This is a genomic window from Chitinophaga cymbidii, assembly GCF_007992715.1.
Lineage (GTDB): Bacteria > Bacteroidota > Bacteroidia > Chitinophagales > Chitinophagaceae > Chitinophaga > Chitinophaga cymbidii.
Map to the genome: position 1 here is coordinate 113,353 of NZ_BKAU01000002.1, position 15,879 is coordinate 129,231.

Annotated in this window: 12 protein-coding genes; all 12 read left to right on the forward strand. The window is 54.8% G+C overall.

The genetic code is table 11. From position 1 onward, the window contains the following. Nucleotides 1-147 precede the first annotated feature (147 nt). A complete protein-coding gene (locus CCY01nite_RS11510) occupies nucleotides 148-3,441 on the forward strand; it encodes a SusC/RagA family TonB-linked outer membrane protein (protein WP_186831022.1) in 3,294 nt (1,097 codons plus the stop codon). 11 nt (nucleotides 3,442-3,452) lie between these two features. After that, entirely contained in the window at nucleotides 3,453-4,856 is a 1,404-nt protein-coding gene (locus tag CCY01nite_RS11515; protein ID WP_146861300.1) for a RagB/SusD family nutrient uptake outer membrane protein, read from the forward strand. Nucleotides 4,857-4,879: 23 nt separating this feature from the next. Beyond that, entirely contained in the window at nucleotides 4,880-7,045 is a 2,166-nt protein-coding gene (locus CCY01nite_RS11520; protein WP_146861303.1) for a redoxin domain-containing protein, read from the forward strand. A 289-nt stretch (nucleotides 7,046-7,334) separates the two neighbouring features. Then, complete coding sequence (locus tag CCY01nite_RS11525) at nucleotides 7,335-7,919, forward strand: Pvc16 family protein (RefSeq protein WP_146861306.1); 585 nt, start codon at nucleotides 7,335-7,337, stop codon at nucleotides 7,917-7,919. 6 nt (nucleotides 7,920-7,925) lie between these two features. Next, nucleotides 7,926-8,666 carry a hypothetical protein gene (locus CCY01nite_RS11530; protein ID WP_146861309.1) on the forward strand — a complete coding sequence of 247 codons (741 nt, stop codon included), beginning with the start codon at nucleotides 7,926-7,928 and terminating at the stop codon, nucleotides 8,664-8,666. Between the two features lie 17 nt (nucleotides 8,667-8,683). Beyond that, the gene (locus tag CCY01nite_RS11535) at nucleotides 8,684-10,126 is read left to right on the forward strand and encodes a phage tail sheath family protein (protein WP_146861312.1); all 1,443 of its coding nucleotides are present in this window, start codon (nucleotides 8,684-8,686) and stop codon (nucleotides 10,124-10,126) included. A gap of 19 nt (nucleotides 10,127-10,145) precedes the next feature. Continuing rightward, a complete protein-coding gene (locus CCY01nite_RS26885; protein ID WP_246129918.1) occupies nucleotides 10,146-12,182 on the forward strand; it encodes a phage tail sheath C-terminal domain-containing protein in 2,037 nt (678 codons plus the stop codon). 19 nt (nucleotides 12,183-12,201) lie between these two features. Continuing rightward, entirely contained in the window at nucleotides 12,202-12,633 is a 432-nt protein-coding gene (locus CCY01nite_RS11545; protein WP_146861315.1) for a phage tail protein, read from the forward strand. Nucleotides 12,634-12,638: 5 nt separating this feature from the next. After that, nucleotides 12,639-13,151, forward strand: coding sequence for a phage tail protein (locus tag CCY01nite_RS11550; RefSeq protein WP_146861318.1), 513 nt, complete (start codon nucleotides 12,639-12,641; stop codon nucleotides 13,149-13,151). A gap of 12 nt (nucleotides 13,152-13,163) precedes the next feature. Next, complete coding sequence (locus tag CCY01nite_RS11555) at nucleotides 13,164-13,352, forward strand: DUF5908 family protein (RefSeq protein ID WP_146861321.1); 189 nt, start codon at nucleotides 13,164-13,166, stop codon at nucleotides 13,350-13,352. After that, entirely contained in the window at nucleotides 13,352-14,122 is a 771-nt protein-coding gene (locus CCY01nite_RS11560) for a CIS tube protein (protein ID WP_146861324.1), read from the forward strand. Before CCY01nite_RS11555 ends, CCY01nite_RS11560 begins: the two co-directional genes overlap by 1 nt. 2 nt (nucleotides 14,123-14,124) lie before the next feature. Beyond that, nucleotides 14,125-15,873 carry a type VI secretion system tip protein VgrG gene (vgrG, locus tag CCY01nite_RS11565; protein ID WP_186831023.1) on the forward strand — a complete coding sequence of 583 codons (1,749 nt, stop codon included), beginning with the start codon at nucleotides 14,125-14,127 and terminating at the stop codon, nucleotides 15,871-15,873. Nucleotides 15,874-15,879: the final 6 nt, after the last annotated feature.

Consider the following 15,879-nt stretch of genomic DNA (forward strand, 5'->3'; position numbering starts at 1 on the left):
GTTGATTCAAAACGGTTTCCAGACCAATTTTTAACAACCAAATCGTTGCAATTTATGCAAAAAAACTATTTGTTCCGTGTAATACGGAGCTGCAGTCCGCCTATCCTCCATGGAGGCGGCAGGCTTATCAACCAAATCTGGAGGGTCATGAGATTAACAGTTATTTTACTTACAGCGGCTTTTATGTCCGTCCATGCAACCGGGGTAGCGCAGCATCTTACCATCTCCGGCAACAAGCTCACCCTGCAAAAAGTTTTTAACGCTATCGAGAATCAAACGGGTTATGTTGTGCTTGCCAACAAAGGATTATTCTCCGGGGACAAGACCTTTTCCCTGTCCGTCAGCAACATGCCGTTGAAAGATTTCCTGGATCAGCTATCGAAAGAGCAGTCCCTGAAATACATCATACAGGATAAAACGATCGTGATGTCGCGCAAACCAGCTCCGGCTTTCAACGTCACAACGATCATTGCGGAAATACCGGTAGAGTTCTCGTTTTCAGGACAGCTGCTGGATGGCACCGACAATCAACCCATTCCCGGCGTCACCATCCGGGTGAAGAATACCGGGAAAGGAACCACCTCCGATGCATCCGGGCGTTTCCAGCTTTCGGAACTCGCGGAAGACGCTGTGCTGATCATATCCTCTATAGGATACAAAGCTGTGGAGATACCCGTTCAGCAATTGGTGTCGCTCAAAGCGGGCGGGCCGGTGACGGTAGATGGTACGAAGATACTGAAACCGGATGCGGGCAGTATTATACTATATCTGCCCAGGAACACCAATGAACTGGACGAAAGCGTGATCGTGGCATACGGCACCACCACGCAGCGTTTTAACACCGGCAGCGTGGCAAGCGTAAAAGCGGAAGACATCGAACGGCAACCCGTCAGTAATGTACTGGAAGCATTGCAGGGAAATGTGCCGGGCCTTTTCATCACCCGTTCCAACGGCAACCCCGGCAGCCAGATGCATATCTCCATCCGCCAGCAACAATCCATTCCCATGCCTGGCAGCGAAAAGAGCATGCCGTTGTTTGTGATCGACGGCGTGCCCTTTGTGGAAACGCCCTTTGCCAGCGCGGGCGCTTCCGGGAATATTGATCCGATGAACTCCATCAATCCTACAGATATCGCCAGCGTGTCCATATTGAAAGACGCGGACGCCACCGCCATCTACGGATCAAGAGGTGCTAACGGCGTTATCCTCATCACCACCAAAAAAGGCAACGCCTCCAAACCGCATTTCGATTTCAATATTTATACCGGCGGCGGAAAGGTAACCCGCTATTTGCCGATGCTGAACCTTTCCGAATACCTGGCCCTGCGCCGGACCGCTTTCGCGAACGATAATGTGACGCCTGATTTTTCCAATGCGCCGGACCTCACCGTTTGGGATACCACCAAATCCAGGGACTTCCTGAAAGATTATATCGGCGGCACCTCCAACCAGACCGAGGTTACAGGCGCCTTTTCGGGCGGAAGCGAATATCTGCATTACCGCTTTTCGAACACCTTCCGGCGGGAATCCACCGTATTCCCCGGCGACTGGGGTTACAAACGCTACTCCTCCCATCTGCGGATAGACAACACCTCCCGCAACGGTAAATTTGCGCTGGGAGTTTCCGCGATGTACACGAAGGAATCCAACAACCAGGTGTCCAGCGATCTCACCCGCTACGTGTACATTTTACCGCCCAACTACCCGGTACATAATGAAAACGGCGGACTGAACTGGACGGGCGGATTCACCAATCCCGAATCTTTTTTACTGCAATCCGCCAGCTTCAAATCAGACAACCTGCTGGCGAATGCCAACCTGCGATACACCATATTACCCGGATTGGACGCAAAAATCAGTCTTGGTTACAACAAAATAGCGCAGACGAACGAAACGCGCCTGCCGAAATCATCCCTTGACCCCAGCAGCGGCACAGGAGAATCCGCCGCTACTTACAGGTCCAATTACATTGAAAGCTATATCGTAGAGCCGCAGCTGACCTACAACAGGCCGCTGGGCAGCGGCAGATTGAGCGTACTGGTGGGCGGCACCTGGCAGCAATCCAACTTTGTTGAGCCTTATTTTGTAAGAGCTACCGGCTTCTCTAACGACAGGCTGATGAGCTCGTGGACAGCCGCTTCCACCATTACCTTTAAAAGCAGCAGCTTCAGGGAATACAAATATGTTTCCGGGTTCGGACGGATCAACTACGTGCTGAAAGACCGTTATCTCTTCAACCTCACCGGCCGCAGGGACGGGTCTTCCCGTTTCGGTCCCAACCGGCAGTTCGGCAGCTTCGGCTCCGTTGGCGCCGGCTGGATATTCAGCAGCGAGCAATGGGCGGAAGCAGCGCTTCCCTGGTTGAGCTTTGGCAAGGTCAGGGCCAGTTACGGAACAACCGGGAACGACCAGATACCGGATTATGGATACCTGGCATCCTACGGCAATTTCTTTTACCAGTATGGCAGCGCGGGAATTTATCCCTTGCGAAGCGCCAACCCTGACTATGGCTGGGAGGCCAACCGCAAGCTGGACATCGCCCTGGAAACAGGTTTCCTGGATGACCAGATATTTCTGTCCGCCTCCTGGTTCTCCAGCCGTACAGACAACCAGCTGGTAACGGCGCCGTTATCTTCCCAGTCAGGCTTCAGTTCCTTTACCGGTAATTTGCCGGCATTGCTGCAAAGCTCCGGGTGGGAACTGGATGTGAAAACGAAGAATATCAGCCGCAAGCGCTTTTCCTGGAGCAGCGCCTTCAACATCACCATACCGCGTAACAAGCTCATTTCTTTCCCCGGCCTGGAAAAGACAGCATATGCCTATGTATTTATAGAAGGACAACCGATCAATAATTATAACGGTTATCATTATACCGGTCTGAAAGACGGCATCGCCACCGTGGAAGACCTCAATAAGGATGGAAAATTCACACAGGGATTGTTGCAGACAGCCAATGGGGATTACCAGATCATATCCGCCAGCATTCCGGATTTTTATGGAGGTTTCAGCAACTCGCTCAAGCTGGGCAGGTTTCAGCTGGATGTGCTGCTGCAGTTCGTGAAACAGATGAAATCCTCCGTTCGCTCCGCAGTAGGCATGCAGCCGGGAGGCTTGTCCAACCAGGATGATCGGATCGTTGCCGATGGCTTCCGTCCGTCTGTACTCTCCGGCAGCGAAGCCTCCTACGCTTATAAAAATTATTACCTGCTTTCTGATGGCAACTATTCAGATGCCAGCTTTATCAGACTTAAAAACCTGAACCTGTCTTACCAGCTTCCATCCTCCTGGACGGAATCCATCAGGTTGAAATCAGCCGGAGCATTCATCAGGGCGCAAAACCTGTTCACCATCACCAGCTACCTGGGATTTGATCCTGAAACCGGCGGAGCCGTATTGCCGCCGTTAAGGCAGATCATCGCCGGCATCCATTGCTCACTTTAAACAACAAGGAAATGAAATCACAACGCTTTTTATATACCTGTATAGTGTTATTGGCCGGATCGATCATGAGCAGCTGCAAGAAACTGATCGAGATCGGTCCGCCGAGAGATCAGCTGGCATCCAACAGCGTTTTCCTCGATTCCGCCACGGCGGAAGCCGCCTTGGTAGGCTTGTATGCCAGTGTGGCGAATCCCAGTCCCGGAAGCGACATGAGCACCTCCATCACCATGTACAATGGTATGTCCGCGGATGAAGTGTACGCCTATTCAATGAATTATTATGATGACTTCACCAATAATTCCTTAACGCCGATGATATATTATGTAGATGGATTATGGAGCACGATCTATAAAAACATCTACATCGCCAATTCCGTTGTGGAGGGCATGGCGGAATCTCCGCTGTCCGAAGCATACCGCCAACGGACCACCGGTGAAGCGAAATTCCTCCGCGCACTGTGCTATTTCTACCTGGTGAATGAGTACGGCGCCGTGCCGCTGGTAATCTCTACCGATGTACATAGCACCAGCAGGCAGCCCAAAGATAGCGTGGATGTGGTGTATGATCAGATAGAAAAAGATCTTACCGATGCGAAGAGCGTACTGCCGTCTACGTTAGACATCTATGGGGGCAGGCGGATACGCGCTACCACCTGGGCCGCTGAAGCATTGCTCGCCAGGGTGTACCTGTACAGGGGAAAATGGCAGCTCGCTGAAAGCATGGCCACTTCCGTCATCGATAACCCGGGATTGTTCAGGATGAACGATTCCCTCAACCAGGTATTTCTCGCCAACAATACCGAAGGCATCCTGCAGTTTGTAAATGGCATTACCAGCTCATGGATCGCCAACAACTTTGTTCCTTCCGCCCTGAATGTAACACCCAAGTTTGTAATACAGGATGATCTCTTCGCGGCCTTTGAACCCGGCGACAAACGGAAGACCCACTGGGTCGGCTATAAAAGCTACGGCGGCGCCGACTATCCCTATCCCGCCAAATACAGGTACATGGCGGGTGTTGGCGCCGTTGAATATAACCAGGCGTTGCGTATGTCCGAACAATTCCTGATCCGCGCCGAAGCCCGCACGCAGCAATCCAATTATGCGGAGGCGGCAGCGGACATTGACAGCGTACGGTCAAGAGCCGGTCTGCCTAAAACCGATGCGGCCGACAAAGCTGCGCTGATGGCCGCCATTGAGCATGAACGCCGTATCGAATTTTTCTGCGAATGGGGGCAACGCTGGCTGGACCTCAAAAGGCTGCCCGGCATCAATGATCCGCTCAAATCGAGGGCCGATGAAGTACTGTTCGAGCTGAAAGGCAGTAAATGGCAATCCACGGACGTGTTGTATCCCGTTCCGCAATCCGCTATCAATTCCAACCCAAACCTCAAGCAGACTAAAGGATATTTCTAGCGTAAACAGAAACCAGACATATTATGCGTTATCAATTATTATTCAGGCAATGGCTGCCTGCCGCCCTGCTCATGACCGCAACGGTCGTTGCAAAGGCGCAGTCCGCCCGCGAAAGACCTTTCACGCTCACCGGGCAGGTGACAGCCCCGCAATACCCGGCCACATTATATCTTCAATATGCATTGAATGATAAGGAAATGGCAACCGATTCCGTGGTGCTGCAAAAAGACGGGCGTTTTGTATTCAAAGGCAAGTTGCATAAACCGGTATCCGCCAGGATATACATGAATCCCCGAGGCGGCAAATATGTTGCCCGGCGCTTTTACCTGCAACCCGGCAAAGTAACCATCAACACTACCGGTTCCCTGGCTGCGGCAACCGTCACAGGCAGTCCCAATACCGCCGTGCAGGATGAATTTTATCAACATGGAGAAGAATATGCGGGTATATTCACCTCGCTGAATACAAGGGCGTATTTCAATCGTGGCATGCGGGATTCCATGCGGGCGATTGAAGCAACGCAGGCGCAAACCAGGAAAAAATTCAATGCGGAAGTAGCGGACATCATCAGGCGTCATCCCGATGCGGATGCTTCCTGGGACATGGTGTACGGCTACCGCATAGCGCTGGACCCGGAAACGGTCACGCCGTTGTTCGAAGCGCTCAGCCCGAAGTTTAAAAATTCAGCCGAAGGAAAAGCCCTGGCAAAACAGATCGCCAGCGTCAGCAAAATAGCCGTGGGCTCGCCCGCGCCGGATTTTACACAATCAGATCCGGGCGGAAATTCCATCCGGCTGTCCTCTTTCCGCGGAAAATATGTGCTGGTTGATTTCTGGGCCAGCTGGTGCGGCATCTGCCGCCTGGAAAACCCCAACGTGCTGAGAGCCTACGATGCTTACAAAGACAGCGGGTTTACCGTGCTGGGCGTGTCGCTGGACGATTCCACCCACCGCGATGCGTGGATACAGGCCATCAGGGATGACAACATGCCCTGGCAGCAGGTGTCTGACCTGAAAGCAAGAAATAACGAGGCCGCTGTGCTCTACGGCATCAAAGGCATTCCGCAGAATGTGCTCGTAGGGCCGGACGGTAAGATCATCGCCAAAAACAAACGTAACCGCGACCTGATGAATACGCTGATGGGAATTTTTGACGAGGGATATAACATGCGGATGGACGGGAACATACACGGCTTCCGGGATGGCGCGGTGGTTTTCCGTTATTACAGGGATGATGCGTATCAAAACGATACCGTATCCATCCGCGATGGGAAATTTACCTGGCTGACTGACATGCAGGAGCCGCAGCGGGTGAACGCCACTTTCCTGCCAAACCGTAAACAGATCCGCTTCTTTTCGGATATCGGTTACCTGCAATTGACGGCGGATGTAGATTCGTTGCATGTTTTTACATTGACAGGTTCCGATGTGCAGGGCGAAGCGGACCGCTTCAATGTTGCCGCAAGGGAACTCAGCCCCAAACAAAAGGAATTGCTGCAACAGCTCACCGACGCGCCGCTGGAACAAAGACCGAAGATCGGAGAGCAGCTGCTGAAGCTGGCAAGAAGCAGGCATGCGGAAAATGTAAAAAAGTATGTGCAGGAACATCCGCAAAGCCTGTTTTCATTACAACTGGTAAAAGACCTGGCCGAAGATTTCGGCGGCCCGAAGTATAACATTGTTTACCCGCTTTATAACACGCTTGCGGAAGTAGTCCGCGGAACGCCGGCCGGCAGAAGAGTTGCCGCTATGCTGCCCGTCATGAAAAGAAGCGCGGAAGGAGAAAAGATTGCCGGTTTATCACAGGCCGATACCAGCGGCACCGCAATTTCCCTTTCCAGCTTCAGCGGAAAATATGTGCTGGTAGATTTCTGGGCCAGCTGGTGCGGGCCTTGCCGCGCCGAGAATCCCAATTTGCTGAAAGCGTATGATACTTTCAAATCGAAAGGTTTTACTATCGTAGGCATTTCCCTTGATGATGATGCAAACAAATGGAAGAAAGCCATCAAAGAAGACCGTCTGCCATGGACGCAGCTGTCAGATTTGAAAGGACGGAAAAATGAAATTGCACAATACTATAATGTGCGCGGCATTCCCTGGAATATCCTGATCGACCGGGAAGGCAGGATCGTTGCACAGAATTTGAGAGGTTTTGCCTTGCAGGAGCAACTGGCGGAGCTGATAAAATAATGGATCGCCATGATGATGCAGCCGCGAAACTACCGGAAGGGAAGACGCGGCTGTTTTTTTATGCCCCGCAAAATTCAGGTATTTATACGCATGCCGTTTTTTTTGTCAATTAAAATTTAATTCCTAATATTACATAGTGAAAGGCCCCAAAAGAATCACAGCATAAACCCCAAAAAGAAATAATACACCGATTATGCTGTACAATTCAACAAGAGAGATTGGCATGAATTAGCTTTAAGCCCCATTTTCAGCTTGATTAGATAGTTGCACCCCAAAAAATCACAAGTCAATGATTGACCAGGTCCTCAATGCAATCATTACGCAACTAAACACGTACATAGGGACCGCTGATCCGGAAGTCATACTGGGAAACATTTCGTTTGCCGATGCCTACCAGGACAACTCATCCCAAAGCCTCAGCGATAAGGTCATTGCTTCAGTGATCAATATCGAGCAGGAGGAGTCGTTGCGTAATCTTCCCTTTCGCCGTACAGTATTCACGTCCGGCGGCCTTCCGCAAGGCGTTGAACGGCAGCCGGAGATATACCTCAATATCTATGTGCTCTTCGGCGCGAATAAAAGTAACTATGGCATTGCGCTGCACAGGATATCACAGGTCATCGCTTTTTTCCAGCGCAGGTTCGTATTCACCCCGGCGGATACGCCCGTGCTCGGTACACTGAACCTGGACAGGATCATCTTTGACCTGTATTCCACCAGCTTTGAAGAACTGAACCAGCTATGGAGCGTCATGGGCGGAAAATACATTCCTTCTGTCGCCTACAAAATGCGGATGGCTGTTATCCAGGATGCCGATCAGGACGGCGCGGGCATTATCACCGAAGTTAATCTCAAAAGCAATCTTTTAAAATAAACGAACATGAATGTGATCGCATGGCGATACCATCCGGAGTTCAGGATCAGGATTCAGATCAACGGAACAGACGCGGGAGACGACGTGATCGTGAAGCAGTCCCCTTCCGGCGCGGATGTGTTCAGGAACTACGGCATCCTCACCCGGCCGGCTCCCGGCGGGCTGGTGGCTTTCGTCCGCCAGCATCACAACGGTGTGAGCTGGGTGCCCGCCACGCCGATCACATTACCCGTTGTATTCGCATTCCGTTTGCTGCTGCGCAACAAACCTGATTTCTTCGACAGCGGCGCGCAGCGTTTCGGCAGCATGATCTTTTACGCCAACAATCTCAATGCCGCCGGCGCGATAGACAGCAACCTCGCGGGCAACGTGGTGCGCCTCACCGCCGCGGCCGCCGTGGGCAATGCGGAACGCGGCGCGCTCAGCACCAACGTGCTCTCCACTTCCTTCGACGCGGGCGACTACACCGCGCTGCGGGCGGGGAAGATCACCGCGGGCGCCGCCGTCAGCTATTCCATCAACAACCCTATCGCTGCCGATCAGACGACTGCCGGCTTCGATCTCAGCCTCGCACCCAAAGGCGCGCACATCGTCCGGCTGGAAGGCGGCAGCCCCGTGGAAGAACGTGTTGTATTCGATCAGCAGGCCATCGGTTCCGATGCCGCAGGGATCATTGAAATATATAAAGACGCATGGCATATAGATCCGCAGCCCCGGGAATACAGTATCAATTTTTTAAGCTCATGATTAAAAAATAACCGCTCATGTTAAATTTAGCAGACCTTAAAACACCCGGCGTCTACATCGACGAGGTGCCAAAGTTTCCGCCCTCTGTGGCGCAGGTTGAAACGGCTATTCCGGCCTTCATCGGCTATACCAGGAATACCACGCTCAATGGAGATACCCTGATCAACCGTCCCGTGCGTATCAAATCCCTCGTGGAATACGAATCGGTATTCGGCGCCAGGCTGGAGACCTTTACCGCGGCGGTGAACACAGACCCGCAGGGGCAGAACATCGTGCAAACCCCTCCCGCAGCGCCCGCCGCTTTCTACCGCATGTACTACTCCCTGCAAATGTATTTCGCCAACGGCGGCGGCCCCTGCTACATCGTATCCGTCGGTGCGGACAATGTTGCGCCCACCCTCCTGCAACATACCGCGGGGCTGACGGCCATCGGCAAGGAAGACGAACCCACCCTGCTGGTCTTCCCCGACGCATTGCAGCTGGACCGCGGCGATTTCTACCAGCTGTACCAGGCCGCGCTCGCGCAATGCAATGAGCTGAAAGACCGCTTTACGATCATCGATGTGTTCAACGGGCACCTCGACTACTCCGCTCCCGGCGGGGAAGATGTGATCGACAGCGCCACGCTCGGCATCCGCACCCTGATCGGCAACAATTTCCTGTTGTACGGCGCGGCCTACTACCCGCAGCTGCAAACAACGCTCAGCTATAATTATGATGAAACGACGGTTGCCATCACCGGCACGCTGGACGGCGCTGCAGTACCCGCCAACACCGTACTGCGCCTCGAAAATCCCGCTCCGGCGGATGAGCCGCGTTCTTTATACCACCGCGCGAACAAGCTCTATCACGATATTCGCAACGCCATCACCGCCATGCCCGTGGTATTGCCGCCGAGCAGCGCCATCGCGGGGATATACGCTACCGTGGATTCCACCCGCGGCGTGTGGAAAGCCCCCGCCAACGTCAGCCTCCGCTTCGTGAACCGTCCCACCGTGGCGCTGGACGATGCCACGCAGGAAAACCTGAACGTGCACACTACCGGCAAATCCGTGAATGCCATCAGGGCGTTCAGCGGCAAGGGCGTGCTCGTATGGGGCGCCAGAACGCTTGCGGGCAACGACAATGAATGGCGTTACATCAACGTCCGCCGCTTCTTCAACATGGTGGAAGAATCCACCAAGAAAGCATCGGAAGCATTCGTATTCGAACCCAACGACGCGAACACCTGGGTGAAAGTGCGCGCCATGATAGAAAATTTCCTCATCCTGCAATGGCGCGCGGGCGCGCTGGCCGGCGCAAAACCCGAGCAGGCATTCTACGTGCGCGTGGGCCTGGGGCAAACGATGACCGCGCAGGACATCCTCGAAGGCCGCATGATCGTGGAAATAGGCATGGCAGTTGTTCGCCCGGCAGAGTTCATCGTGCTCCGTTTCTCTCACAAAATGCAGGAATCTTAATCTTTAAAGCCGATCGATCATGGATCATAAAACCCCGGGCGTATATGTTGAAGAGCTGCAGCTGATCCCGCCTTCCGTAGCGGCGGTCGCCACCGCCATCCCCGCCTTCATCGGGCATACCGCGGTAACGGCGGACACCGCCGGCGCAACGCTCATCAACATACCCATACGCCTCACTTCACTGCTTGATTTCACCACCGTTTTCGGCGGCGCTTACGACCCCGCTTCATACACCGTACAGGTAGACCCCGGCGCAGGTTTCAACATTCTGAACATCACGCCCGTCAATGGCCGCAGGTATTATCTCTTCGACGCCATCCGTCATTATTTCGACAACGGCGGTGGCCCCTGTTATGTAGTGGCCGTTGGCAACTACGCCGCTGAAGTGGTCTTTGGCAATAACACCACCGGGCTCCGCGGCGGCCTGCAGGCCATCGAAAAAGTAGACGAACCTACCCTGATCGTTTGTCCCGATGCGATGGCGCTCCGCCTCCCGGACGGAACGCCGGACTTCCCGCAGGCAGGCAATCTGCACCAGGCCATCGTTGACCAGTGCGGCCGCTTGCAGGACCGTTTCGGCATCCTCGATTTGATGGAAGGATACCGCGCGCCCGATCACGCCACCACGCCCATCGCGCAATTCCGCAACCGCGTTGGGACGGAGAACCTCAAATACGCCGCCGTCTACTATCCCTGGCTGAGCACCACCTACCTGAAAGACATCCGTTTTTCACAGCTCGCTTTTGTAGACAACCAGGCCATACCCGTTGTCATCCCCGACGCCACCATCGATACCATGACGGGGAACCCCGCACTGGATGCGCTTGTCACCGATCTGCGCGCGGGTGTGGCGGAAGAGCAGCGCGTGTTCTCAAAGGTCACCGCCGTGTCGCTCAACAGGGGCAACTACAATCCGCTGAGCGCGCACCTCGCACAACTGCGCGCAGCCGTGATGGCTGCCACCACTGCAATACAGGTAAGGCCGTTGTTCACCGCCATGATGGATTTTGTACAGCAGCTTGCCTTGGCCTTCCGCGACCTCGAAGACGATGCCGGCAATTCACCGGGTTTGGTGCAGCTGCTGGCTTCGCTGGAAGCCGATACCGGCCTGCGTGATCAGCTGATCAGGCTCATCCAGTTCGAAAAGAATACCCACGTGATGAACTCTATCTCCACCACCCGCGATGAAGATGAGGTGAACGGAGAATATGTTTCGCTGGATACGGAAGACTGGATAGGTGGCGTGACTGTTGATTCGATCATCGCGGACGCAACGGACTTCACAACACCTTCCGTGGCGCAGACCGCGCAGCTGGCCGCCAATTCTCCCATCTTCCAGACCGCGTTCGATACCATCGCGCAGGCGTTCACCGCGCTCATACAGGATGCGGCTTTCCGGACGGACCAGGCGGAAAAGAACCTTTTTGCCAAACATCCTTTCTTCAAAGCGGTATACGAACGCATCCGGAAAGACATGAGCCTGCTGCCGCCATCCGGCGCCGTGGCGGGGATCTATGCCTCAACAGACCGCACGCGCGGCGTGTGGAAAGCCCCCGCCAACGTCAGCCTGCGCGGCGTGGTAGAGCCCGCCTGCAAGCTGACGGACCAGGAACAGGGCAGCCTGAACGTGCACGACACCGGCAAGTCCATCAACGCCATCCGCGCATTCACCGGCAAAGGCATCCTCGTATGGGGCGCCAGAACGCTCGCGGGGAACGACAACGAATGGCGCTACGTGAACGTCCGCCGCTTCTTTACTTACGTGGAAGAGTCAACGAAAAAAGCATCGGAGCCTTTCGTGTTTGAAAGCAACGATGCCAATACATGGGTACGCATCCGTGCCATGATAGAAAACTTCCTCACGCTGCAATGGCGGCAGGGAGCGCTGGCCGGGGCTACCACCAAAGAAGCTTTTTATGTAAAAGTGGGACTGGGTGAAACGATGACGGCGCAGGACATACTGGAAGGCCGGCTGATCGTGGAGATCGGCATGGCGGCGGTACGCCCCGCGGAATTTATCGTACTCCGCTTCTCCCACAAAATGCAGGAATCCTAACATTTTAAAACAATAAGTTATGGCGAACTATCCGCTTCCAAAATTCCACTTCCAGGTTGAATGGGGTGGTGCCAGTATTGGTTTTACCGAGGTTTCAGGTCTGGATGTGCAGACCGACCCGATCGAATACCGCGACGGCGCAAGCCCCGAGTATACCAAGATCAAAATGCCCGGCATGCAGAAGTACAGCAACATCACGCTGAAACGCGGCACGTTCCAGGGCGACAATGATTTCTTCGTTTGGTGGAACACGGTAGCCCTCAACACCATCGAGCGCCGCAACGTCACCATCAGCCTGCTCAACGAAAGCCACGAGCCCGTGGTGGTCTGGAAAGTGAAGAACGCATGGCCCATCAAGGTGCAGTCCACCGACCTGAAGGCAGACGGCAACGAGGTGGCGATTGAAACGATTGAGCTCGCGCATGAAGGGCTCGTTATCCAAAATGATTGATCCCGATGTCAGCATTCGATTATCCGCAGCCCGGCTTCCACTTCCTCGTACTGTTTGAAGTGCTGCCGCAGTTTCCGAACGACGTGCGCTTCCAGGAAGTGTCCGGCCTCAGCGTGGACATTGAAATGGAAACGAAAGCGGAAGGCGGGGAGCATCGCTTCTCGCACAACCTGCCCACCCGCACGAAGTATGGCGATGTGACCATGAAGCGCGGCAAGTTCCTGGGCTCCGGCGTATTGCACTGGGCCCGGCAGGCGATCGACGAATTCCGCTTCAAGCCCAGCAATGTGCTCATCTCGCTGATGAACGCGGACCATGTGCCGCTGTACAACTGGTACCTGATCAACGCCATCCCCAAACGGCTGGAAGTTTCAGGCATCAATGCGGGCAGCAACGAAATAGTAGTGGAAACGCTGGTGCTGAGCTACCAGTATTTCAAATACTACGATCCCATCAGCGTAGGGCTCGACCTGGCAGCGGGATTGTCCGCTTCCGTTGACATCAACATCGGCCTGTAAAAACAAACCGTCATGCCCATTGAAGTAAGAGAACTTGTTATCAGGGCGCGGGTGGAAGATCCCCCGCAGCACGCATCGGGTACGCCCGGCGGCAGCAGCGGCGCTCCGCGCGCCGGACTCAGCGAAGGGGAGCTGCAAAGGATCATTGCATTATGCGCGGAAGAAGTGATGCGAATTTTAGAAAAACAAAAAGAAAGATAATGCTGGACGCAATATTTGGCGGAGGAAAGCTCGTGAAGATGATCATCCAGGCTTACAGGCCCACGGTGCCGGGAACCACTACGCGCGTGCTGAGCACCGTCAAGGAAGACCAGTACGCCGTGCAGATCAACCCCGAATCGTATTCCATCAACCACAACGTCAACTACCAGCGCAGCGATGCCATCGGCACGTCTGACAGCGCGCCGAAGCTGGCGAATATGTCGCCCACCTCCATGAGCTTCACGATCATCTTCGATGGAACCGGCGTGGTGCCGCCGCCCGCCGGGCCGCTGGACAATATTCCCATCGCCGGCGCGGTAGCGGATCTGTTCAGTGACGACGAAAAGTATGACGTGATGAAGGAGATCGCCAAATTCTCGAAGGTGGTCTACACCTTCGATCCCGCCAGCCACGGGCCGCGCTGGGTGCAGATCACATGGGGCCGGCAGATCTATGATTGCGTGATGATCAGCATGGCGCTCAACTACAAACTGTTCGACGTGAACGGCACGCCCCTGCGGGTGGAAGCGCAGGTGTCTTTCCAGAGCGCGATCTCGGACATTCTCCGCGAAAACAAGGAGGGCAAGGAATCGCCCGACCTCACACATCAGCGCACGGTGATCGCCGGCGATACGCTCCCGCTGATGACGCACGAGATCTACGGCAAACCGGAATACTACATCGAAGTGGCAAGAACGAACAAGCTCTACGATTTCAGAAGGCTGAGAAAGGGCAGCGACATCACTTTTCCACCGGCTAAAAAACAATGATCATGGCAGAAACCGCATTACTACCGATAGAGCAGGATACCAGCCTGGTGACGTGGACCATCCGGGTGAACGGTGAAGATATTCCGTCCGGCACCCTCATCCGCTCGATCGTGGTGCATACCGAAGCCAACCGCATTCCTTCCGCAACGATCAATATCGAGGATGGCGACGTGATGCAGATGGACTGGGCCGTCAGCAATGCCGCGTTCTTTGTGCCCGGCAATGAAATTGAGATACTGGCCGGCTATCACGGCATCAACGAAATGATCTTTTCAGGCATCGTTACCCGCCATTCCCTGCGCGCGCGGCTGATGCGTACGGAGCTGCAGGTGGAGTGCAGGGACAAGGCGGTGCTGATGACCGTGGCGCGCAACAGCGCGTTGTTTGAAGATCAGAAAGACAGCGACATCGCCGCTACGCTGCTCGGCAATTTCGGCCTGAGTGGAGATATTGAAGATACGCCCGTTACGCACGCCGGGATGGTGCAATACGATGTAACGGACTGGGACTTCCTCATGAGCCGCATCGGGTCTGTAGGTTTTATCAGCGTGGCGCATGACGGGCAGGTGGATATCATCAAACCCGCGGTAGCCGCCACTGCGGACGCTACATTGCGCTTCGGCACCAATCTCATCGAGTTTGACATGCAGATAGATGGATTGCAGCAATACGGCGGCGTGAAAGCGCAAAGCTGGGACCCCGCCGCACAGGACCTCCTGGAAGCCGAAGCCGCCGATCCCGGATGGCCCAACCCCGGCAACCTCGATCCTGCAGCGGTCAGCGCCGGCGCGGGCGCGGAAGAATTTGTGCTGCGGCAGCCCGGCACCCTCAGCGAAGAGGAAGTGCAAAGCTGGGCCGATACCAAACTCCTCCGCAGCAGGATGGCCTTTATGTGCGGAAGGGCAAAAGTGCAGGGCTTCGCATCCGCCCTGCCCGGCATCACCGTAGCGCTAGAAGGGCTGGGCGACCGCTTCAACGGCATGGCCTGGATCAGCGGCGCAAGGCACGAGATCACGCAGGGCAACTGGCTTACGGACCTCCAGCTGGGATTAACGCCGAAGCAGCACGCAGAAACCTTTATGGACCAGTCGCACCCCGCCTCCGCTTTGCTGCCCGGCATCAACGGCCTGCACACCGGCATCGTCACCGCGCTGGAAGGCGATCCGGCCTCGGAATCCCGCATACGCATTAAAATTCCGTCCATCGGTCTGGACGGCGAAGGCTCCTGGGCGCGCGTGGCCACACTGGATGCCGGCGACAACCGCGGTACTTTTTTTCTCCCCGAAATAGATGACGAAGTGCTCGTGGGCTTCCTCGATGACGACCCGCGGCAACCTGTGATCCTCGGCGGACTGCACAGCAGCGCCAAAGCGCCGCCACTCACCGCCGCCGATGATAACCACGAAAAAGGATACACGTCCCGCAGCGGCATGCGCATCCTTTTCAACGATGATAAAAAAACACTCACGATCGATACGCCCGGAGGGAACAAGCTGGTGCTGGATGAAGACAAGGGCGAGATCAATATCACGGACCAGAACGGCAACAGCATCATCATGTCGTCTTCCGGAATAGCGCTGGAAAGCGCGGGCGACCTTACGCTCAAAGCTTCCAAAGCGATCAAAATGGAAAGTCAGACAGACCTTGGCCTGAAAGCCGGCACGCAATTCAAAGCGGAAGGCACCGCGGGCCTGGAAGTAAGTTCCAGCGCGGTAACCGTGGTCAAAGGAAGTCTTGTACAAATAAACTGACGAGAT

Coding starts and splice junctions, on each gene's coding strand:
- CCY01nite_RS11550 (WP_146861318.1), top strand. CDS start 12,639: ATGTCAGCATTCGATTATCCGCAGCCCGGCTTCCACTTCCTCGTACTG.
- CCY01nite_RS11520 (WP_146861303.1), top strand. CDS start 4,880: ATGCGTTATCAATTATTATTCAGGCAATGGCTGCCTGCCGCCCTGCTC.
- CCY01nite_RS11545 (WP_146861315.1), top strand. CDS start 12,202: ATGGCGAACTATCCGCTTCCAAAATTCCACTTCCAGGTTGAATGGGGT.
- CCY01nite_RS11510 (WP_186831022.1), top strand. CDS start 148: ATGAGATTAACAGTTATTTTACTTACAGCGGCTTTTATGTCCGTCCAT.
- vgrG (WP_186831023.1), top strand. CDS start 14,125: ATGGCAGAAACCGCATTACTACCGATAGAGCAGGATACCAGCCTGGTG.
- CCY01nite_RS11535 (WP_146861312.1), top strand. CDS start 8,684: ATGTTAAATTTAGCAGACCTTAAAACACCCGGCGTCTACATCGACGAG.
- CCY01nite_RS11530 (WP_146861309.1), top strand. CDS start 7,926: ATGAATGTGATCGCATGGCGATACCATCCGGAGTTCAGGATCAGGATT.
- CCY01nite_RS11555 (WP_146861321.1), top strand. CDS start 13,164: ATGCCCATTGAAGTAAGAGAACTTGTTATCAGGGCGCGGGTGGAAGAT.
- CCY01nite_RS11525 (WP_146861306.1), top strand. CDS start 7,335: ATGATTGACCAGGTCCTCAATGCAATCATTACGCAACTAAACACGTAC.
- CCY01nite_RS11560 (WP_146861324.1), top strand. CDS start 13,352: ATGCTGGACGCAATATTTGGCGGAGGAAAGCTCGTGAAGATGATCATC.
- CCY01nite_RS11515 (WP_146861300.1), top strand. CDS start 3,453: ATGAAATCACAACGCTTTTTATATACCTGTATAGTGTTATTGGCCGGA.
- CCY01nite_RS26885 (WP_246129918.1), top strand. CDS start 10,146: ATGGATCATAAAACCCCGGGCGTATATGTTGAAGAGCTGCAGCTGATC.